The sequence below is a fragment of the Pseudomonas sp. D2002 genome (assembly GCF_013385735.1).
Lineage (GTDB): Bacteria > Pseudomonadota > Gammaproteobacteria > Pseudomonadales > Pseudomonadaceae > Aquipseudomonas.
The window spans coordinates 311,155-333,866 of record NZ_JACAPL010000002.1; the positions used below are offsets into that span (position 1 = coordinate 311,155).

General features: G+C 63.4%; 11 protein-coding genes and 1 pseudogene. 5 read left to right on the forward strand and 7 right to left on the reverse strand.

From position 1 onward, the window contains the following. Positions 1-4 precede the first annotated feature (4 nt). The gene (locus HX783_RS01670; protein WP_177015712.1) at positions 5-14,050 is read right to left on the reverse strand and encodes a non-ribosomal peptide synthase/polyketide synthase; all 14,046 of its coding nucleotides are present in this window, start codon (positions 14,048-14,050) and stop codon (positions 5-7) included. A gap of 209 nt (positions 14,051-14,259) precedes the next feature. On the opposite strand from HX783_RS01670, the pseudogene HX783_RS01675 reads away from it, so the two are divergent. Both HX783_RS01675 and HX783_RS01680 read left to right on the forward strand, forming a co-directional pair. Further along, a pseudogene (locus HX783_RS01675) lies at positions 14,260-14,504 on the forward strand (type II toxin-antitoxin system HicA family toxin). Further along, positions 14,501-14,866 carry a type II toxin-antitoxin system HicB family antitoxin gene (locus tag HX783_RS01680; protein ID WP_177015713.1) on the forward strand — a complete coding sequence of 122 codons (366 nt, stop codon included), beginning with the start codon at positions 14,501-14,503 and terminating at the stop codon, positions 14,864-14,866. Before HX783_RS01675 ends, HX783_RS01680 begins: the two are co-directional and overlap by 4 nt. Here HX783_RS01680 and HX783_RS01685 read toward each other — a convergent pair whose 3' ends face one another. Continuing rightward, positions 14,867-16,039, reverse strand: coding sequence for an MFS transporter (locus HX783_RS01685; RefSeq protein WP_177015714.1), 1,173 nt, complete (start codon positions 16,037-16,039; stop codon positions 14,867-14,869). 141 nt (positions 16,040-16,180) lie between these two features. Between HX783_RS01685 and HX783_RS01690 the strand changes: the two genes are divergently transcribed. The 3 genes from HX783_RS01690 to HX783_RS01700 all read left to right on the forward strand — a co-directional run bounded on the left by HX783_RS01690 (position 16,181) and on the right by HX783_RS01700 (position 18,324). After that, complete coding sequence (locus HX783_RS01690) at positions 16,181-16,789, forward strand: TetR/AcrR family transcriptional regulator (protein WP_177015715.1); 609 nt, start codon at positions 16,181-16,183, stop codon at positions 16,787-16,789. Positions 16,790-16,830: 41 nt separating this feature from the next. Then, positions 16,831-17,796, forward strand: a complete 966-nt coding sequence (locus HX783_RS01695; protein WP_177015716.1) for a GlxA family transcriptional regulator — start codon at positions 16,831-16,833, stop codon at positions 17,794-17,796. A 66-nt stretch (positions 17,797-17,862) separates the two neighbouring features. Next, complete coding sequence (locus HX783_RS01700) at positions 17,863-18,324, forward strand: DUF3225 domain-containing protein (RefSeq protein WP_177015717.1); 462 nt, start codon at positions 17,863-17,865, stop codon at positions 18,322-18,324. Here HX783_RS01700 and HX783_RS01705 read toward each other — a convergent pair whose 3' ends face one another. From HX783_RS01705 to HX783_RS01725, 5 genes are all read right to left on the reverse strand, one after another. Beyond that, complete coding sequence (locus tag HX783_RS01705) at positions 18,325-19,680, reverse strand: MATE family efflux transporter (RefSeq protein WP_177015718.1); 1,356 nt, start codon at positions 19,678-19,680, stop codon at positions 18,325-18,327. Between the two features lie 25 nt (positions 19,681-19,705). After that, positions 19,706-20,278, reverse strand: coding sequence for a DUF2239 family protein (locus HX783_RS01710; RefSeq protein WP_177015719.1), 573 nt, complete (start codon positions 20,276-20,278; stop codon positions 19,706-19,708). A gap of 67 nt (positions 20,279-20,345) precedes the next feature. Beyond that, entirely contained in the window at positions 20,346-21,302 is a 957-nt protein-coding gene (locus tag HX783_RS01715) for an AAA family ATPase (RefSeq protein ID WP_177015720.1), read from the reverse strand. Between the two features lie 3 nt (positions 21,303-21,305). Next, entirely contained in the window at positions 21,306-22,349 is a 1,044-nt protein-coding gene (locus tag HX783_RS01720) for an aliphatic amidase (RefSeq protein WP_177015721.1), read from the reverse strand. 15 nt (positions 22,350-22,364) lie between these two features. Next, positions 22,365-22,712, reverse strand: a complete 348-nt coding sequence (locus HX783_RS01725; protein ID WP_177015722.1) for an FmdB family zinc ribbon protein — start codon at positions 22,710-22,712, stop codon at positions 22,365-22,367.

Sequence of the window (22,712 nt, forward strand, 5' to 3'; positions counted from 1 at the left end):
TGGTTCAAATCGCCTCTAGTTCGCTCAAAAAGTCACGAAGATCATCAAAATCTTCCGCGCTGCCGGCGCGGAAAGTGGCTGCGGCCTGCACATAGGCGCGCAGCGTTTCGGTCTGGAACACTTCAACCAGGGGCACTTCCAGGCCCAGTTCGGACTGCACCCGCGAGGTGATCTGGATCGCCAGCAAGGAATGGCCGCCAATTTCGAAGAAGTTGTCGTCCAGGCCCACTTGCGGCAGGCGCAGCACTTCGGCCCAGATCGCCGCAATCTGCTGTTCCAGCTCGGTTTCGGGGGCCACATAACGTTGCTGCATCAAGCTCGCATCCGGCGCGGGCAAGCCTTTGCGGTCGAGCTTGCCGTTGGGGGTCAGCGGCATCTGCGCCAGGCACATAAAGTGCGTGGGCACCATGTAGTCCGGCAGGCGGGTCTTGAGCGCACGGCGCAAGGCATCGCGGAACTCGGCCTGATCGATCAGGGCCGGGTCAGCCGGCACTACATACGCCACCAGTTGCTTGCCGGTCGGGCCTTCCTGGGCCACCACCACGGTTTCACCGACGCTGTCCTGCTCGCGCAGGCGCGCTTCGATTTCACCCAGCTCGATACGGAAACCACGGATTTTCACTTGATGGTCGACACGACCGAGGTAGTCCACCACACCGTCCGGGCGGCCACGGGTCAAGTCGCCGCTGCGGTACACGCGGCTGCCGGGTTTGCCGAATGGGTCCGGCACGAAGCGTTCGGCGGTCAGGGCCGGGCGCTCCAGGTAACCCCGCGCCACACCCTCGCCGCCCAGGTACAACTCGCCGGCGACGCCGATGGGTTGCAGGTTGAGCTGCGCGTCCAATACATAGCCGCTGCGGTTGCCCAGCAACGTACCAATCGGTGCGTAGACGGCGCCGCATGGGTCGCCCTTGCGCGCCTTCCACAGCAGCGGCGTCACCACGGTTTCAGTGGGGCCGTAACCGTTGAACAGATAGGTCGGTTTCAGCGCGCGCCAGGCCAAGTCATAGCTGGCTTGCGCCACCGCATCACCACCAAAGCAGTAAACCCGCACGGCCGGTGGGTTGCCGTCACGCTCTGCGTGCTCGGCCAGTTGTTGCAGGTACACCGGCGGGAACACCGCCATCGTCACGTTGTGGCGGTGCATCTGCGCGTAGGTGTATTCCGGCAGCCACAGGCTGTCGTCGCGGATCAGCACACTGGCGCCGTTGATCAGCGGGTGCATCCAGCCTTCGTGGGAACCGTCGAACGCGAACGACATAAAGTGCAGTTCGCAGTCGGCCGGGCCGGTTTCATAGCGCTCGCCGGTGGCGATGATATGCGCCACCAACGGGCCGTGGGACACCGCTACGCCCTTCGGCATGCCGGTGGAACCGGAGGTGTAGATCACGTAGGCGAGGTTGTCGCCATCCAGTGCAACCTGCGGCGCGGCATCGCTGTAGTCGGCCCAGTCTTCGCTGCGATCGATTGCCAAGGTGTTCAACCCTTGCGGGATCGGCAATTGCTGCAAGGCGCGGGTGTGCGTGAGCAGCAATTGGGCGCGACTGTCTTCCATCATGTACAGCAGGCGATCGCGCGGGTACTCAATATCCAGCGGCACGTACACGCCACCGGCTTTGAGCACGGCGAGGAACGCCACCATGATCTCGGCACTGCGCGGCATGGCGATGGCCACGCGCACTTCCGGGCCGACACCGCGGGCGATCAGCGCATGCGCCAGGCGATTAGCCTGGCGGTCGAGTTCGCCGTAGGTGAGGGTTTGCGCATCGAATTTCACCGCCACGGCATCCGGCGTTTCCCGCGCGCGGTCGGCAACCCTTTCGTGCACCAGGCGTGTCGCGGGGAAGCCCGAATCAGTGCAATCCCACAATTGCAGGATGTGCTGTTGCTCATCCGGGTTCAGCAGGTTCAATTGCCCGATGGCCTGCTGTTGGTCGTCAACCATCGCCTGCAAGAGGTTCTGCCAGTGCCCGGCCATACGCTCGATGGTGCCGGGGGCAAACAGATCGGTGGCGTAACTCAGGGACGCACGCAGCGCCTCGCGGGATTCCTCCACATCCAGCGCCAAGTCGAACTGGGCCACGCCTTCATCCCAGCTCAACACGTCGACCTGCAGGCCAGGCAAGTCCTGTAAATGGCGGCCTGCGGAGGTCACGCGGTGGTTGAACAGCACTTGGAACAACGGGCTCAGGCTCATGCTGCGTTCCGGCTGCAGCGCCTCCACCAGTTGCTCGAACGGCAGGTCCTGATGCGCCTGAGCGTCCAGGGAGCGTTGCCGCACCTGATCCAACAGTTGCGCCACGCTCATCTGCCCGTTGATGTCGGCCTTGAGCACTTGGGTGTTGACGAAGAAGCCGATCAGGCCTTCGGTTTCCAGGCGGTTGCGGTTGGCGATCGGCACGCCCACGCGCACATCTTCCTGGCCACTGTAGCGGTGCAGCAAGGCCTGGTAGGCCGCCAGTAGCACCATCGGCAACGTGACGCCGGCCGCGCTCGCCAGGCTGCGCAAGCCGGCCAGCAGTTGCGGCGTTAACTCAACGTCAAGGCGCGCGCCGCGATGGGTCGGCAATGCCGGGCGCTGGTAGTCGAACGGCAACTCCAGTACCGGTTGCTCGCCGCCCAACTGCTCGCGCCAGTAAGTCAGCTGCCGCGCTTTCTCACCCGCTTCCATCCAGTGGCGCTGCCACAGCGCGTAGTCGGCGTACTGGATCGGCAGCGCCGGCAGCTGCGGCGTGTGGCCATCGCTGAAGGCGGCATACAGTTTCACCAGTTCTTCGACCATCAACTGCATCGACCAGCCATCGGAGACGATATGGTGCTGCACCAGTACGACGACGTGATCGTCCTCGGCCAGTTGCAGCAACTTGACCCGCAGCAGCGGCCCGCGCAGCAGATCGAACGGCCGCGCGACCGCCTCGGCCACCTGCGCCTTGAGCCCGGCTTCATCGGTGCTGGCCCGTTCGATGTCGATCAGGCCCAGTTCTTCGATCACTTGCACCGCGCCGCTGGCGTCCTGGCGCAGATGCGTGCGCAGGCTTTCGTGGCGCGCCAACAAGGTGTCGAAACTGCGTTGCAAGGCAGCCACGTCGAGCGCGCCTTTCAAACGCAAGGCGCTGGGGATGTGGTACGCCGCGCTGTGCGGGTCGAGTTGCCAGAGGAACCATTGGCGCTCCTGGGCGTACGACAGTGGCAACGGTTGTGTGCGGTCGGCCTTGAGCAGCGCCGGTGCGGTAACGCCCTGCTCGCCCAATGCACGTACGAAGTCACCGAGCACCGGCTGTTCGAACAGGGTTTTGAGCGGCACTTCCAGCGCCAGCGCCTGGCGCACGCGCGACACGACCCGCGTGGCCAGCAGCGAATGCCCGCCGAGTTCAAAGAAGTGGTCATCGAGCCCCACCTGCGGCACCTCCAGCACGTCGGCCCAAATGGCCGCGACGTGCTGTTCGCGCTGGCTGACGGGCGCCACATGCGCTTTGTGCAGCACGCCGGCATCCGCCTTGGGCAAGGCCTTGCGGTCGAGCTTGCCGTTGGGGGTCAAGGGCAGGCTATCGAGGAATATCAGCTGCGCAGGCACCATGTAGTCCGGCAGGCGCTCGCGCAAATCGGCCTTGTAGCGGTCACGCAGCGCCGCCTGTTGTTCAGGGGCGAAGGTCATCAGGTAGGCGATCAGGCGGTCGTTGTCGGCCAGCACCACGGCTTCACGCACCGCTGCATGTTCACGCAGGCAGGCTTCGATTTCGCCCAGCTCGATACGGAAGCCACGCACCTTGACCTGATGATCCACACGGCCGATGTATTCCACTATGCCATCTGGGCGATAGCGCGCCAGGTCGCCGGTGCGGTACAGGCGCTCGCCGGGGGCGCCATAAGGGTTGGGCACGAAGCGTTCGGCGGTGAGCGATGGCCGCGCGTGATAACCGCGCGCCAGGCCCACCCCGCCGATCAGCAATTCACCGGCCGCGCCCTGCGGGCATGGCGTCAGCCCGGCGTTGAGAATGAACAGCGACGTATTGGCAATCGGTCGACCGACAAAAGGCTCGGCCGCCAATAAACGATGGGCGGCCGACCAGATGGTGGTCTCCGTCGGGCCATAGAGGTTCCACACCGGGCCCTGCAAGTCGAGCAGCCGTTGGGCCAGGTCGACCGGCAACGCTTCGCCGCCACACAGGCACTTGATGCCCTTCAGCAGAGCGGCACGCGGGCTTTCCAGCAGCATGCGCCAGGTCGATGGGGTGGCTTGCAGCACCGTGGCGGATTGGTTGTGCAGCAGATCGAGAATCGCCTCCGGATCGAGCGCCAGCGCCTGATCGCTCAGCAGCACCGTGGCGCCGACGGTCAGCGGCACGTACAGCTCGAGGGCAAAGATGTCGAACGAGAACGTGGTCAGCGACAGCACCCGCGCATCAGCGCCAATTTCCAGCGTATCGGCCATGCCGCAGGTAAAGCTGCACAGTGCCTGATGCCGCACCATCACGCCCTTGGGCTTGCCGGTGGAACCGGAGGTGTAGATCACGTAGGCCAGGTGCTCCGGCGTGACGTTGACCTGCGGGTTGTGTTCGTCGCCGCCCGCGTCATCGACCCACAGCACACGCAGGCCGTGCGGTTGCGCCAGGCGACCGTCCAAGTGTGGCTGGGTCAGCAATACCCGGGCGCGGCTGTCTTCAAGCATGAACGCCAGACGGTCGGCCGGGAATTGCGGGTCGAGCGGCACATACGCGCCACCGGCCTTGAGGGTTGCGAGCAAGCCGACCACCATGTCCAGCGAGCGCTCGACATGCACCGCCACCAGCACGTCCGGGCCGACGCCCGCTGCGATCAGGCGATGGGCGAGGCGGTTGGCGCGGCGGTTGAGTTCGCGGTAAGTCAGGGTGTCGCCATTGAATTGCAGCGCACTCGCCTCCGGGGTCGCCAGTACTTGCGCTTCGAACAGTTGATGCACGCAGCGTGTGTGCGGGAACTCAACCTGGCTGTCGTTCCAGCTGTGCACGGTCTGCTGCCATTGCTGCTCGCTGAGCATCGGCAGCTCATCCAGCGCCTGCGACGCGTCGTTCACCACCGCACGCAGCAGGTTCTGCCAATGCTGCGCGAGGCGCGTCAGCGTCGCGGGCTCGAACAGGTCCGTGGCGTAGGACAGCGAAGCCCACAGGCCTGCGGCGGACTCTTCGGTCTCCAGGCTCAAATCGAATTGGGTGGTGTTGCCTGCCCAATCCAACGGTTGCAAGGCCAGGCCCGGCAGATGCACCGGGCCGGCACGCAAGGTGTCCTGGTGGTTGAACATCACTTGGAACAATGGGTTATGGCTGAGGCTGCGCTCCGGTTGCAGCGCTTCCACCAACTGTTCGAACGGCAGGTCCTGATGGGCCTGGGCTTCGAGGGCGCGCTGCTTGACCTGGGCGAGCAATTGGTCAAAGGCCATCTGCCCGTCAAGGTCGACCTGAATGACTTGGGTGTTGACGAAAAAGCCGATCAGCCGCTCGGTTTCCAGGCGGTTGCGGTTGGCGATTGGCACCCCGACACGCAGCCGGGACTGGCCGCTGTAGCGATGCAGCAAGGTCTGGAACGAGGCCAGCAAGAGCATGAACAGGGTCACGTCTTCGCGCTGGGCCAAGGCTTTCAGGTCGGCCAGCAGCGCAGGCTCGAGTTGAATCTGCTCACGCGCGCCCCGGAAGCTCTGCACTGCCGGGCGCGGGTGGTCCAGCGGCAGTTCCAGCACCGGATGTTCATGGCCCAGGTGCTGTTGCCAGTAATCGAGTTGGCGCTGTTTTTCACCGGCCGCCATCCAGTTGCGCTGCCACACGGCGTAGTCGGCATATTGGATCGGCAACACCGGCAGCGAAGCCTGGCCCTGATACAACGCCACCAACTCATCGACCATCACCTGCATCGACCAACCGTCGGAGATGATGTGGTGTTGAGTAATGACCAGCACATGATGATCGGGCGCGATCACCAGCAGTTTGACGCGCATCAGCGGGCCGTTGCGCAGGTCGAATGGGCGCTGAATCTCTTGCTCCACACAGGCCTGGATCGCCGCGGCCTCCGCCCTCGCCTGCTCGACAGGCATTCTCAGGTCGGGGTGAATCACTTGCCAGGTCTGCTCACCGTCCTCAACAAAGGTGGTGCGCAACGGCTCATGGCGCAGCACCAGCGCCTGGAACGCGCGCTCCAGCGCGGTGATGTCCAGTTGGCCGCGCAGATGCAGCGCCGTGGGTACGTGGTACGCGGCGCTGGTGGGGTCCAGTTGCCACAAAAACCATTGGCGTTCCTGGGCGAAAGACAGCGCCATCGGCTGCCCACGGTCCAGCGCCACCAGCGGCTGAGCGCTGTGTTGCTGCAAGCCCGAACAGGCCGTCGCAAACCCTTGCAGTGTCGGCTGTTCGAAGAGTGCGCGCAGCGGCACTTCCAGTTTCAACTCATGGCGCACACGGGAAATCACCTGGGTCGCCAGCAACGAGTGCCCACCCAGCTCGAAGAAGTGGTCCGTGAGGCCGACCTGCTCCACCTGCAACACCGCTTGCCAGATCGCCGCCAGTTGCACTTGCAGCGGGCTGTGTGGCGCCACATACGCCTGTTGACGCAGGTTCAGGTCTGGCGCGGGCAGCGCGCGGCGGTCGAGCTTGCCGTTGTTGTTCAGTGGCAAGGCATCCAGCACCTGCCAGTGCGCCGGCACCATGTAGTCCGGCAGTGACTGGCGCAGAGTGGCCGCCAGGTTCTGGGCGTCCAGGGTGTGACCGTAGGCTGGCACCACGTAGGCGACCAGTTGCATGCCGACTGCACTTGACTGGGCGATGACTGCCGCTTCACGCACCTGCGGCAAGGCTTGCAGGCACGCCTCGATTTCGCCCATTTCGATGCGGTAGCCACGAATTTTCACCTGATGGTCGATACGCCCGACGTACTCCAGCGCGCCGCTTTCGTTGTAACGCGCCAGGTCGCCGCTGCGGTAGAGCCGTGCACCCGGCACCGCGGAAAACGGGTCCGGCAGGAAGCGCTCTGCGGTCAAGGCCGGGCGGTCGAAATAACGCTGGGCCAGGCCCGCTTCGGCACCGATGCACAGTTCGCCGACGCCGTCGGTAGCCAGCAGTTCGAAACCACTGTCGAGTACATACAACGAACGGCCTGCGATGGCGCGGCCAATCGGCACGCCGAAGGCATCACTGGCATCCGTCAGCTGGCAATCGTGCACGCTGGACACCACCGTCGCCTCGGTCGGCCCGTAGGTGTTGACCAGGCGCACACCGCCCAGCCCCGCCGCGTGCCAGGCGCGCACGCCTTCCACCGACATGGCCTCGCCGCCCACGTGCACTTGGCGCAGGTCGCCCAACGTGCGTGGGTCGGCGGCGCATTCCTTGGCGAGCAAATACCAGTAAGCGGCCGGCAAGTCGGCCAGGGTCACGCCCTGCTCGACGATCTCGCGTGCCAGTTGGCCGGCGTCCCACAGCTCATCGCCGCGCATGATCAAGGCGGCGCCCACGCACAGCGGCGGGTAGCACTGCTCGACAAAACCGTCGAAGCTGAAGGTCGCAAATTGCAGTACGCGGTCGTTTGCACTCAGCCGGCTGTAGACCTCGGCGCTTTCGCAGAACTGGCCAAGGGCAGCGTGGTCGATGGCCACGCCTTTGGGCAGGCCGGTGGAGCCGGAGGTGTAGATCACATACGCCAGGTCGGCCGCCGCCGCTTGGTTGGGTGGGTTGGTCGCCGGGTAGCCGTCCAGTTCTTCACTGGATGTGCTGAAATCCACGCGGGTAAGGCCCTGCGGCAATGGCAAGTCGGCAAGCAACCCGGCTTCGCTGAGCAGCAGGTCCAAACGGCTGTCGGCCAGCATGTAGGCCAGGCGTTCGGCCGGGTAGTTCGGGTCCAGCGGCACGTAGGCGGCGCCGCTTTTGAGCACTGCCAGCAGGCTGACGATCAGCTGCGGGCCACGCCGACTGGCCAGGCCTACGCGTTGGCCCGGCCCCACGCCGAGTGCCAACAGGCGATGCGCCAGGCGGTTGGCCCGCGCGTTGAGCTGGGCGTAGCTCAGGCGCTCACTGCCCGCCTGGACTGCCAGCGCGTCAGGGGTGGCATGGGCCTGAGCAGCGATGCGCTCATGTACCCGCTGAGGACGCTGGGCGGCACCGGCAGATTGGCTGAGGGCAAGTACGTCGTGCTGTGCGGCGGCGTCCAGCAGTTGCAGGTTGCCCAGCGGCGCACTGGCGTCCGCCACCAGTTGCACCAGCAGGTGATGCAAGTTGGCGCCCAGCCGCGTGACCTGTTGCTCGCTGAAATGCGCGCGGTCGTAGCTGAAGTCCAGGCGCAGACCGGCACCCAGCTCGACGCCCAGGGTCAGCGGGTAGTTGGTGCGTTCATGGTTGTGCATGCGGCCGAAGGTCAGGCCTGCGGGTGCGCCCTGCTTCAATGCTTCGGCCACCGGGAAGTTTTCGAATACCAGCAGCGTGTCGAACAACGCGGCACCTTGCTGACCGGCCCACGCCTGGATGTCGTAGAGCGGCACGTGTTCGTGGTCACGCAAGCTCAGGTTCAGGGCTTGCAACTCACCGAGCCAGGCGCCGGCCGATTGCGCAGGCGACGCGGCACTGATCATCGGCAAGGTGTTGATGAACAAGCCCAACTGCTGCTCGATCCCCGGCAGCGGCGCCGAACGCCCGGCGACGGTGGCGCCGAACGCCACGCAATCCTGGCCGCTGTAGCGTTGCAGCAACAGGCTCCAGGCGCCTTGCAGCACGGTGTTGAGCGTGACTTTTTGCTGGCGGGCAAATTCGCCGAGTGCCTGGGTAAAGTCGTTGTCCAACAGCACGTGATGGTCAGCCATCCCCGCGCCATCGACCGGCGCACGCAGTGCTTGCGCCAGCAAGGTTGGCGCTTGCAACGGCGCCAGGGCCTGCTTCCAGAACGCCTCGCCCGAAGGCTGCTGTTGCAGCCAGCCCAGGTAATCGCGGAACTGCCCCAGCGGCGCCGGCAACGCCTGGCCTGCGTAGTGAGCAAGCACTTCGCCGAGCAACTGCGCGTTACTCCAGCCATCCATCAGGATGTGGTGGCTGGTGAACATGAAGTGCCAGGCAGAACCGGCACCGCGCACCAGCATCAGGCGAAACAGCGGTGCGGTATTTAATTCAAAGCCGCGTGAACGCTCGGCATCGGCGAGCGCATCGAGGTCGGCATTCACGTCTTCGATCACTTGTAACTGTACGTCGACCTGACGCTTGATCACCTGGTGGGCGCTGTCCAGGCCCAGCCAGTGGAAGCTGCTGCGCAGGATGTCATGGCGGTCGAGTGCCGCTTGCCAGGCACGGCCGAACCTCAGCAGGTCGAGGCCATCGATGTCCAGGCGCAGTTGGTTGATATAGGCCTGGGCCTCGGGTGCGTACAGGGTGTGGAACAGCATGCCCTGTTGCATCGGCGACAGCGGGTAAAGATCGGCGATGTCGGGCCCGGCCACGGGCAGTGCGTCCAACTGCTGCTGGGTGAGGCGTGCCAGTGGGAAATCCGACGGCGTCACCTGCCCGGCCGGCGTGGCGCAGCAATGCTCGATCAACGCCTTGAGCTCCGTGGCGTAGTCATCCGCCAGGCGCTGGATGGTGGCGGCGTTGAACATCTCGCGACTGAAACCCCATTGCAGCGACAGCTCACGGCCATACACCTGCCCTTCCACGGTCAGCCAATTGGCCAACGGTGCTTCGGCGTCCTGGGCCTGGCCGCTGCTCTCGCTGGCGGGGACAAACAGCGCGGCCTCGTTGAACTGGCGGTCGAACTGGCCCAGGTAGTTGAAGGTGATACGCGGCGCAGCCAGGCCCGCCAGGGTTTCGCGTGATTCGGGGTTACCCAGGTAGCGCAACAGGCCGTAGCCCAGCCCCTTGTCGGGGACGGCGCGCAGTTGCTCTTTGACGGATTTGATCGCGTCCGACGGCTCACCATCGGCCTGCAAACGCACCGGGAACAGGCTGGTGAACCAACCGACCGTGCGGCTCAGGTCGATGCTGTCGAACAGGTCTTCACGACCATGTCCTTCCAGTTGAATCAAGGCCGCGTGGCCGCTCCAGCGGCTGATCACCCGCGCCAGCGCGGTCAGCAGCAGGTCGTTGACCTGGGTGCGATAGGCTGCCGGAGCATCCTGCAAAAGCTGGCGGGTGAGCTCGGCGTCGAGGCGGGTTTCGAGCTTGGTACCCAGGCGGTTTTGCAGGCCGCCGTGAGGGTTGTCGCAGGGCAGTTCGACGTCGCTGGTCTGCGCCCGCCAGAAAGGCAGTTGGTCATCGAGGGTTTGCGCATGGGCCTGCAACTGCTGCGCCCATTGCTGGTAGCTGCTGGTCTTGGCCGGCAAGGTGGCTTCTCGATAAGCCTGTTGCAGGTCTTCCAGCAGGATGCGCCAGGACACGCCGTCGACCGCCAGGTGATGCACCACCAACAACAGGCGCTGGCTGCCATCGGCCATCTGAACCAAGGCCGCGCGCAGCAGCGGGCCTTGCTCCAGGTTCAGGCTGCGCTGGGCTTCATCGCACAGCGCGGCCAATTGTGTGTTATCGCTTGCAGCGGATTGCCACAGCGCCAGCTCAGCGACAGGCGCGCCGTGGGTTTGCTGCCACGTGTCACCCTGCTGCACAAAACGCAGGCGCAGTACGTCGTGATGGTTGATCAGTCGGGTCAGTGCCACTTCCAGGCGCGCAGGCTCCAGCGCCTCACGCGGGGTCAGTAGCAGCGACTGGTTCCAATGCTGCCGCGCCGGGATTGCCTGGGCGAAAAAGTATTGCTGCACCGGGGTCAGGATCACCTCGCCGGTCACCGGGCCTTGATCGATAGCGGCCGCCTGTTCAAAGCTCGCCACCAGCGCCAGGCTGCGCACGCTCTGATATTGGAACAGGTCGCGCGGGCTGAGACGAATGCCGGCCTGACGCGCACGGCTGACCACCTGGATGGAGATGATCGAATCGCCGCCCAGCTCGAAGAAGTTGTCGTCCAGGCCAACCGGCTCGACGCCAAGCACGTCACTCCAAATCGCCGCCAGGGCTTTTTGCAACGCGCTCGAAGGCGCGACAAACGCCTGCTGCGGTGCCACATCCGGCAGCGGCAGCGCCTTACGGTCGAGCTTGCCGTTGGCGGTGACGGGCAGCTTGGCCAGGTGCACGAAATGCGTCGGCACCATGTATTCCGGCAGGCTGCTGAGCAGCCACGCCTTGAGATCGGTCGGCGCTTCGCCCTCAAGCACCCAATAGGCGACCAGTTGTTTGCCGCCCTGCACCAGCACCACCGCTTCACGCACGTTAGGATGTTGCATCAGGCGCGTTTCAATTTCGCCCAGCTCGATACGCAGGCCGCGCAGCTTCACTTGATGGTCGAGGCGGCCGAGGTATTCGATCACGCCATTGGCGCGCTGGCACACGCGGTCGCCGGTGCGATACAGGCGCTCGCCGTGGATAAACGGGCTGGGTACAAATCGCTCGGCGGTCAGCGCCGGGCGGCGGTGGTAGCTGCGCGCCAGGCCGACGCCGCCCAGGTACAGCTCGCCGGACACGCCGGCCGGCACCGGGTTGAGCTGCGCGTCGAGCACGTAGGTGGCGAGGTTGGCGATCGGGCGGCCGATGGGCACGCTGTCGGCGCCTTCATCGACACAGGTCCAGTGGGTCACGTCGATGGCGGCTTCGGTCGGGCCGTAGAGGTTGAACAGTCCGGCCCCCGGCAACTTGGCGAAGACGTGCCGTTGCGCGTCCAATGGCAGCGCTTCACCGCTGCACACAATGCGCTTGAGGCTGGCGCAGGCGTGTACGCCCGGCTCATGGATAAACGCTTGCAGCATCGACGGCACGAAGTGCAACGTGGTGATGGCGTGACGGCCGATGGTGTCGATCAGGCGCGCCGGCTCGCGGTGTTCGCCAGGGGCTGCGACGACCAGGCGGGCGCCGGTCATCAATGGCCAGAAGAATTCCCATACCGAAACGTCAAAGCTGAACGGGGTTTTCTGCAGGACGGCGTCGCTGGCATCCAACCCGTAGGCGTGCTGCATCCAGCACAAGCGGTTGACCAACGCGCGATGGCTATTGCCTGCGCCTTTGGGCTTGCCGGTGGAACCGGAGGTGTAGATCACGTAAGCCAGGTTCAACGCCTGGATCTGCACCGCAGGCGATTGGCTGCTATAACCGTCGAGCCAAGTGGGTGCCTGGTCGAGGGCAATTACCTGGACGCCGTCGGTGGGCAGCAACCCCAACAGACTGTGTTGGCTGAGCAGCAGGTTAATGCCGCTGTCTTCGATCATGTAGGCCAGGCGTTCCTGCGGGTATTCCGGGTCCAGCGGCACGTAGGCGCCGCCCGCCTTGAGAATCGCCAGCAGGCCTACGACCATTTCGACGGAGCGCTCCACGCAGATGCCCACCAACACATCCGCGCCCACGCCCTGCTCGCGCAAGGCGTGCGCCAGTTGATTAGCGCGGGCGTCGAGCTGGGCGTAGGTCAGTGTGGTGTCGCCAAAAATGAGGGCTGGCGCATCCGGCGTGCGCTGCATTTGGTCTTCGATCAGGTGATGGATGCCGCGCTCGGTTGGGTAAACCTCGGCGGTCTGGTTCCAGGCATGCACCAGCACGTGCTGGTCTTGCGCCGCGAGCATCGGCAACTCACCGATACGCTGTTCGCCGTCGGCCACCATGGCCTGCAACAGGCTGATCCAGTGCTCGGCCATGCGCGCGATGGAAGGCGCATCAAACAGGTCGTTGGCGTACGTCAGCGCGGCGTGCAAGGTGCCGGACTTTTCATAGGTGTCGAGGGTCAGGTCGAACTGCGTGGTACGGCCCTGCCACTCCACGAGGGACAGTTCCAGGCCGGAAGCCGTGCTGACCGAGGCAATGTCGGCCACCACCGGCTGATGGTTGTACATGACCTGGAACAGCGGCGTATGGCTGAGGCTGCGCTCGACCTTCAGGGCTTCCACCAGGCGCTCGAACGGTAATTCCTGGTGGGCCTGGGCACCGAGTGCGTGCTCTTTGATGCCTTGCAGCAGCTCGGCAACGCGGGTCTGCCCGGTCAACTCGGTGCGCAATACCTGAGTGTTGACGAAAAAGCCGATCAGCCCTTCGACTTCACTGCGGTTACGGTTGGCGATGGGCACGCCGACGCGGATATCGCCCTGGCCGGTGTAGCGATGCAACAGCACATTGAAGGCGCCCAGCAGCAGCATGAACAGAGTGACGTTGTGCTGCTGCGCACAGCTGCGCAGTTGCGTGGCCAGGCCTGGATCAATCGCAAAATTGTGGCGTGTGCCCTGGTAGCTGGGCATGGCCGGGCGCGAGCGATCCGTCGGCAATTCCAATACCGGATGCTCATCCCCCAGGCGTGTCTGCCAGTATTCAAGCTGTCGCGCTTGCTCGCCGGCTTCCAGCCAGCGGCGCTGCCACAGGGCGTAGTCGCTGTACTGGATCGGCAGCGCCGGCAATTGCGGCGCTTCGTTGCGCGCATGGGCGTCGTAGCAGCGGATGAACTCGTCAATCAGCACGTTCATCGACCAACCGTCGGAGACGATGTGATGCAAGGTCAGCAGCAGTACGTGCTCCTGGGCGTCGAGCTTGAGCAGCTGCACACGCAGCAGCGGGCCGTGCTCCAGGTCGAACGGCAGCAGCGATTGACGCGTCGCCGCTTCGTTGACGGCCTGCTCGCGCTCGGCAGGAGCCAAGGTGCTGAAATCCAGCTGTTCGACGGCAAGCGAAGGCTCTATCGACACTTGCTCCAGGCGCTCATCGGCCTGGCGCTGGAACACTGTGCGCAAGGTTTCATGCCGCGCTACCAGGCTGGCGAATGCTTGCTCCAGTGCGCGCAGGCTGAGCGCACCCTTGAGCCGCACGGCGCCGGGCAAGTTGTAGGCGCCGCTGGCCGGGTCCAATTGCCACAGAAACCACATGCGCTGCTGCGCGTAGGACAGCGCCTGGCGGTCCTCGGCCTCCACCCCTGCCGGAATCGGAAACCGGGAAAAATCCACGCCTTCTTTCTGCAAGGCTTGCAGGAACACGTGGCGTTTTTCCAGGGGCAACCCGATAAACCGGCGAGCAAGTTTCAAGGAGTCTTCAGCATTCATTTCTTGGAGTCCGGAACAATAGGCAGGAAGCACAAAGGCACGTCGTCCCTATAAAACGAACCGGGCGGGGAAAAATTAGCGGGGGATGAAGGGCGTGAGGCGCGGTGTCATCAAGGGTTACATCAATGTCAGGAAAGACAGACGAAGCCGGGCTAGCATTGACGAACACCACTTTTTGCAACTACATTTAGTTACACGCAGGGAACGCCGTGTCCAAAAATGAAAAGCTGCTCGCCAAACTGAGCGCATGGCCTTTACCTGGCCAGAGCTCGAAACGCTACTCAAGCGTCTTGGCTACACACAGATTGAAGGGGCTGGAAGCCGGGTCAAATTCGACATCGGCGACCCCAGTGCAATGATCACCTTGCACAGGCCTCACCCCGGCAACGAACTGAAACACTACATTCGGCGCCAGATCATCGAACAATTGAAATCAGGAGAACTGATTCAGTGAACAATCAACTGAAACACAATGGCTACATCGGCTCTATCGAAGCCAGCCTCGAAGACAACTGCCTATTCGGCAAAGTGCTGTTTATCAAGGCGCTGGTCAGCTATGAAGGCAAAACTGTCGCAGAGCTGGACGTGGCGTTTCGGGAGGCCGTGGAAGACTATCTCGCTACGTGCCACACCCTCGGGCAAACACCGGAGAAACCGTGCAAGGGTTCATTCAACGTGCGGGTCGGCCATGACCTGCATCTGGCAGCAGCCCTGGCAGCGACCCGTAAGAAAGTGACGCTCAATGACCTGACACGCCAGGCGCTGAATGAGTTTTTGCAACATCATTGCGCAGAACCCTTCCCGGCGATCGGCTGATCAGCCCAACCTTCGGTAGCCCAGCAGCGCTGAGCCCAGCACCACCGCACCCGCCACCAGCGCCACCCAAAACCCGCTGGTGGCGCCAAAATGGTCGATCATCCAACCAGAGCTGGCGGCACCAATGGCCACACCGATGCTCAGGCCGGTGATCAACCAGGTCATGCCTTCGGTCAGGCGGCTGGGCGGGACGATTTGCTCCACCAAGGCCATGGACACGATTAGCGTCGGGGCAAAGAACAGGCCGGAGATAAAGATCGCGACGGCCAGCCCGGGAATATTGGTGACCAGCAACAATGGCAAAGTAGTCAACGCCGTCGCCACACCGCAGAACAGAAACTGTCGGGGCAACGGCGCCTTGAGCTTGAGCGTGCCAAAGGCCAAGCCCGCCAGGCACGAGCCGATGGCATACACCGAGAGCACGATGCTCGCCGCCGCCGGTTGGCCCTGCTGTTGGGCAAAGGCGACGCTGACCACATCCACCACGCCGACGATGACGCCCATGGCCAGCAGCAGGGTCATCAGGATCAGTACCGATGGTGAGGCGATCAGCATGCGGCCGTGCTGGCCGTGGTGTTCATGCACCGGCGGCTCAGTCGCGCGTTGCAGCACGAACGTGCTCACGCCCACCGCCAGTAACAGCGCTGCCACCAGAGGCCCGGCTTCCGGAAACAGCACCACGCTCAAGCCAACCGAGATCGGTGGGCCGATGATGAAACACACCTCATCCAGCACCGATTCAAGGGCAAACGCCGTCTGCAATCGGGGCTGACCGCGATACAACTCGGTCCAGCGCGCGCGCACCATGGCAGACATGTTGGGCATGCAACCGGCCAGGGCGGCGAAAAGGAACAAGGTCCAATTCGGCGCCTGCAAGCGCGTGCACAGCAGCAGCAACAACAATGCGCCACCACCGATCAACGCCGCGACGGGCAATACCCTGCCCTGACTGTAACGGTCAACCAAGCGTGAAACCTGCGGCGCGCAAAACGCCGTGGCCAAGGCAAATATCGCCGCCACCGAGCCTGCCAGGCCATAGCCGCCATGCACCTGCGAGAGCATGGTGATCAAGCCGATACCGGTCATCGAGATCGGCATGCGCGCCAGCATACCGGCCAATACAAAAGCCCGGCTGCCTGGGGCCTGGAACAACTCGGCGTAGGGGTTTGCCATCCTGCTCAACCTCTTCCTCAACGCCTTGAAACTTGCTATCTGCAATCACCAAGGCAAAATACATACGGTGCGTATGTGGCAAATCATGCGTAACATACGCAGCGTATGTCAATCATTCAGAACCCATCGTGAGCCTTACCTATGAGTCGAGCCCGTGCTGAACAGATCGAAGACACCCGCGCCCGCCTGATCGCCAGCGCTCGCGAAGCCTTCGCCACGCAGGGGTATGCCCACACGTCGATGGACGACTTTACCGCCCGCGCTGGTTTGACACGGGGCGCGTTGTACCACCACTTTGGTGACAAGAAAGGCCTGTTGGCGGCAGTGGTGGCTCAACTCGACGGCGAGATGGATGCGCACTTGCAACGCATCACCGATGAGGCAACCGACCTCTGGGACGGATTCCGCGAACGCTGCCGTGCCTACCTGCGCATGGCACAGGACGCGGAAATTCAGCGCATTGTTTTACAAGATGCACCTGCGGTTCTAGGCGCCACTGAATCAAGCCATCAGCAACACTGTGTGGATTCCCTGGCCGCCGTGCTGGAACACCTGATGCGTGAGCGTATCATCGAACCGGCTGCCAGCCAGGCGTTGGCGCGCCTGATCAATGGCAGCCTGGTCAGTAGCGCCTTGTGGATCGCTGCCGATGAAGACCCGGACCAGCGACTGGAAGAAAGCCTGCAAGGGCTGGAACTGTTCCTGCGGGGGCTGAAGCAGCCAGCGGCAGCCCTTCCAGGCAAAACCTAAACACTCGAGACAGCCCGCCAGCCCTTTCCCCGGAGCCCATCATGCAGCGCATCGGTTTCATCACCTTTCCCGGCTTCGGCGTCATGAGCTTCGCTGCGCTGTCCGTCTTCGAAAGTTCCAACAGCGCCGTGGGCAAGGCCCATTACGATGTCAAGCTGCTCTCCGAACAGGGCGGGCCGGTACGCAGCTCCCTGGGCGTGGTGGTGCACACCGAACGCTTTGATCAGACCGCGTTCGACACAGTCATCATCGGCGGCGGCAGTGACCGCGAATTCACCGCGCCGCTGCTGGCTTACCTGCGCCACGCCGCCGGCCACACGCGTCGTCTCGCGGCCACCTGCTCCGGTACCTTTTTTCTGGCACAGGCGGGCTTGCTCGACGGCATACGGGCCACCACCCACTGGTTCTTTGCCGACGAATTTCGCGCGCGCTATCCCAAGGTCCAGCTGGAAGAAGAACGGTTGTTTGTGATTGACGGGCCAATCTGGACCAGCGCCGGCATGACCGCCGGCATTGATCAGGCATTGGCGATGGTTGAAGCCGATCTGGGGCCGGCAGTCGCCCGCGCCGTGTCGAAAACCTTCATTCTTCAGAGCCGTCGCGTCGCAGGCCAGCCACAACGCTCGGTGCTGCTGGATATGGAACACAAGACCGACCGCATTCAGGCCGCCATGACGTACATGCGCAATAACCTGCATCGCGCCCTGCCGTTGAGTGAACTGGCAGACGCCGCACACCTGAGCCTGCGCCAGTTCAGCCGCGCGTTTCACGCACAAACCGGGCTTTCACCGGCCAAGGCCGTGGAAAAGCTGCGGATCGAGGTGGCCGTGGCGTTGATCCAGGATGGGCGCCACCCCCTCGACAACATCGCCCGCCAAACCGGGTTTGGCGACAGCGAGCGCATGCGCCGGGCCTTCATTCGCCAATTCGGCGAGCCGCCACGGGTGATACGACGCACGGCGCGAAACCCCGACGATGCGAGCTCAATGTCCAGAAACGAGGGTTAAATGGCCTTTGCCGGTGTTTGAGCTGGCCTAAGCTTGACCTCAGCGACCATCCCCTGAGGAACCCTTATGAAACGTTGTGCACTGGCCGTTGGCGCCCTCTTCTCGTTACTTGCTCTCACCCCTGCTTTCGCGACCCCGCAAGAGGACGAAACCCGGGCGTTCTTCACGCGTTTTGTCGCAGCGCAAAACGCCCATGACCTCACCCGGATAAGGACCATGCTCTGGGATTCACCGAAGATGCTCTGGTTTGCCCGGGGCGAAGCCAACTGGGGCCCGGATGCCGTCGTCAGCAAACTCAAGGAGTACTACAAGGGCACCTGGCAGCTGCAACCCGACATGAGCCACTTCAGTGTGGTGATGCTCAACGACGACGTGGCCCAACTGATGGTGCCGGTCGCCTTTACCCGAGGCCATCCAGGCGAGGCCGCTCAGGTGGATACCTTCCTGATCAGCCAGACGTTATTGAAAGGCAAGGACGGCTGGCATGTCGCAAGCATCATGCCGCTGGCCGATACCCACTTCAAATAATCACACCAACCGCGTGATCTGCTTATGCCGCCACACCAACCGGTAATAAGCAGTCTGCAGCGCCAGCATCGCCAGGTAGGTCACCGGGAATGCCATCCACACGCCTTCCAGGCCGAAGTGCGCATTGAGCACGTATGCCATCGGCAACTCGACACACAGCACGCAGAAAATCGAGATCGCCACCGGCATCAGCACCACGCCACTGGCGCGCATAATGCCGCCGACCACGGCTTGGAAGCCGAACACCAAAATGCTCCACAACATGATGTGCAGCAGGTGTTCGGCATTGGTTCGCGCCGCATCGTCGGTAATGAACAGGCCCAGCAACCAGTGCGACAGCACGTAGCCAAGCACAATCAGGCCGCCCGTCAGGCAGGTGTTGATCAGCAAGCCAGTACGCAGGATCGGCCCGATACGCTCCAGGCGCCCGGCACCAATTGCCTGCGCACCGAGGATCGAGGCGGTGATCGCAATCGACAGCGCGGGGAATTGCACGTAATTGACGATCTGCGTCACCGCGCCATAGGCCGCCGTGGCCTGGGAACCGTGGCTGTTGACCAGCGCGAGAATGACCAATTCCGACAGCGACAGCACCACCATCTGCAAGCCGGTTGGCAGGCCGATGCGCAGGACTTTGCCGAGGATCACGCGGTCCAGGCGCAAAGCGGCGAGCAGCTCACGGTCCGGCGCCATCACATGGTTCTTGTGGCGCAGGCGCAGGATCAGGAACAGCATCGCCGCAGCGTTGCCCACCAGCCCGGCATACACCGCGCTCTGAATGCCCATGGGCGGCAAGCCGATCCAGCCGCGAATCAGTGCGGGGGTCAGCAGCAGGCCAACCAGGGTCGAGACCATCAGCGCCAGCAACGGCGAAATCGTGTCGCTGACGCCGCGCAGCAGCTGGGTATAGAGAATAAAAACCAGCAGCAGCGGCATGATCAGCATCATCATCTGGGCATAGCCAACGGCATCGTCGAGGACATCAATCGGCGTACCCAACGCCTGCAAGGCCGGGCGCGCGAACAGGCTGCCGAGCACGGCCGCGATCAACCCCACCAGCGCGCCCAAGGTCAGGGTCGCGCCCGTAATCACCTTGACCAACCCGGTTTCCTGGGCGCCCCAGGCCTGGCCGATCAGCACCGAAGCACCGGCACCCAAACCGATCACCAAGGCGATAAAGAAGAACACGATGGGAAACATCCCCGACACCGCCGCCAGCGCCTGGGTGCCAAGCATTTGCCCGACATAAATGCCGTTGAGCGTGCCGGAAAAGCTTTGCAGGAAGTTGGACAGCACCATCGGTGCCAGAAAGATCAGGTAGACCTGCCACAACGGCCGTTGCTGGGTGACTTGCATGGTGGTTCGAGTCCCGGAATTATTGTTAGACGGGGAAAGCATTGCGCGACAGCCAGGCCAGGTAAGCCTGCACGTCGATGGGCCAGTGAGCGATCCTGGTTGTAAACGCCGCCGCATCCTCAGCGAACAGCGCGCGCGAGGCCTCTTCAAAACCGGGCAAGTCGCCCCCGATGGCGCTCATGAAACGATAGCTGGCTTCCTTGGCTTGGCGCGCCTGATCACGCGCGGCGCCGGCATTACGCGCTTCATCGACCAAACGGCGCAAGGCCGCCGAGGCACCGCCGCGTTGTTGGCCCAGCCATTCCCAGTGACGCGGCAGCAGCGTGACTTCCCGCGCGACCACGCCCAGCTTGGGGCGACCCACCGAAGGGGTGACAGGCAGTGCTTCCTCGATTGCCGCGTCTGCGGGTTGCTCAGGCGCATAACCGCTTGGCCACGGGTAATCGACCTGGGTGCCAGTGGCGTCGTCAAAGACCAGAAAGGCGCCCGCAGTCAGGTCCTGGCCCGCCAAGGCAGCGGCCACAGCCGAATAGGAACCAGCCGCCACACGCTGGTGACGGACGAAGGCAGTGCACAGCGGCGTGTGTTGCGTAGGCATGACTTATTACCCCGATGTTATTTGTTTTACCCGGATCATATTAGCGGTAATTTCCCAGCATGCAAGGCTATTGTCGTGAAACGTCCAAATGCTCGCCACGCATCGCGACCTGCATGCCCTGCACCGTTGGGTCGCGCAGCACACATTCAGCAATTGCCGGCTCCAGTTCCACCCGCAGGCGTCGGCCCAACGCCCGTGCGCCGAAGCGTGCATCGTGTTGGCGACACAACCACGCCCTCGCCGGCTCATCCACACTCAGCCAGCGTTGCTGCGCCGCCAGGCGTTGATTGAGCTTGCCCAGCTCAACCTCCAGCAACGCCTCCAGCCAGTGGCTATCGATGGGATCGAACAGCAAGATGCGGTCGATGCGATTGAGAAACTCCGGCTCGAAATGACGGTGCAACGCCTCTTCCAACACCGCCGCCTCATCCCGCACAAACACACGCAGCAGCCGGCGCCAGCCGTGGGCAAAGCGTTGGCGATGCCGACGCGCCTGTTGCGCGCCGATATTGCTGGTCATGAAGATCAGGCTGTTGCGAAAGTCCAAGGTGCGCGCGCCACCTGCCAAGGTCAGTTGGCCGTTTTCCAGAATGCCCAGCAGGCTGCGCACCACTTCCTGGCTGGCTTTTTCCAGTTCATCGAACAACACGATGCCGGGGCGACTGTAAGTGCCCTGGATCAACTCGCTATTGAACAGGCTGATGCCCTCTTTGCTGCCCACATACCCCGGCGGCGCGCCGGTCAGCGCGGCGGCGTAATGCTCCTGGGCCAAGGTGTGCATGTCGATACGGCAAAACCCGTCGGCGCGACCATGCAGCGCTTGGGCCAGCAGGCGCACCACTTCGGTCTTGCCCACACCGGTCGGGCCCATGAACAGGTTGACGCTCAGCGGTCGGTCGCGCTCACCGATGTCGGCCTTGACCACGTTGAGCAAGCCTTCCACCTGCGCCAGCGCGGCCTCCTGCCCCACGATTCGGCTACGCAGCAACGCCATCACCTGCGCCGGTTCGAAGGTAAAACGCATGCCCTACTCCACCGTTCTTTCTTTACCGCCATGGGGCAGTTGCCCCACCGGGCACTCGGCGACACCCACGGTGTTGCGGGTGATTTTCTCGACGTTTTCCTGGGCTTTTTGCGCATCCAGCACCCAGGTGCGATAGAACTCAAACGGGCAGTCGGCCACGCCCTTGTCGCCATCACCCGAGGCGTGCATGCCGGTGTAGCCACGGTGCAGCAACTTGAACAGGTGGTTCTGCGACTGGTCATTGGCCCGCGCATCGCGAATCTGCGAAACCGAGAGCTGGGCGTACTGAATGCCCATCTCCTCCTCGCCACACTCGCCCAAGGTGCGCCCGTCGAAACCGATGATCGCCGAGTGGCCGAAGTACGAATACACCCCATCGAAGCCCGCCGCATTCGCCACCGCCACATAGCAGTTATTCGCCCAGGCCATGCTCTTGGACATCTGCACCTGCTGCTCCTTGGCCGGGTACATATAGCCCTGGCAGCGCACGATCAACTCGGCGCCCTTCATCGCGCAGTCGCGCCAGATTTCCGGGTAGTTACCGTCGTCGCAGATGATCAGGCTGATCTTCATGCCCTTGGGCCCTTCACACACATAAGTGCGATCCCCCGGATACCAGCCTTCGATGGGGCACCAGGGAATGCACTTGCGGTAACGCTGCACGATTTCGCCGAGGTTATTGATCAGCACCAACGTGTTGTAAGGCGCCTTGTGCGGGTGCTCCTCATGACGCTCGCCGGTCAGGGAGAACACGCCCCAGGTGTTCGCCTGGCGGCACGCCGCCGAGAAGATTGCGGTCTCGTCGCCGGGAATGCTCGCGGCGGTCGCCATCATCTCGTCGTGGTCGTACATGATGCCCATGGTGCTGTATTCCGGGAACACCACCAGGTCCATGCCGGGCAGGCCCTGCTTCATGCCGAGGATGATCTCGGCGATCTTCTTCGCGTTATCGATGACCTCGGCCTTGCTGTGCAGGCGCGGCATCTTGTAGTTCACCACCGCGACACCGACGGTGTCCGGGCTGCTGGAAATGTCGCCATGACGCATGACAATGCTCCTGGTCTAGTGACTGATCATCCACGGCCGTGGCCCGGTCCTGGTCTTGAGGCCCAAGGGGTTAGCCTTGCTCGGCTCAACTTTCTTGCTGGTGCCGCAGCAGCTGCAACCCGCCGGATGTTTGCGGCTTTGCTGGTATTCGCCGACCGTTTGCGGCGCATGGGCGCTGCGCTCGTTGCCGGCGATGGCCTTGCGCTGGTTGGCCGACAGCGTTTGCAGCGCCGGGGCCGAGACCATCAGCTGCCCGCCCGGCCCTTCGCAGTACGGGCATTGGCTGGGCTCGTTGCGCTGGGCAATCGGGCGCAGCATGGTGAACGTGCCGCAGGTGGCACAGGCGTATTCGTAGGTCGGCAT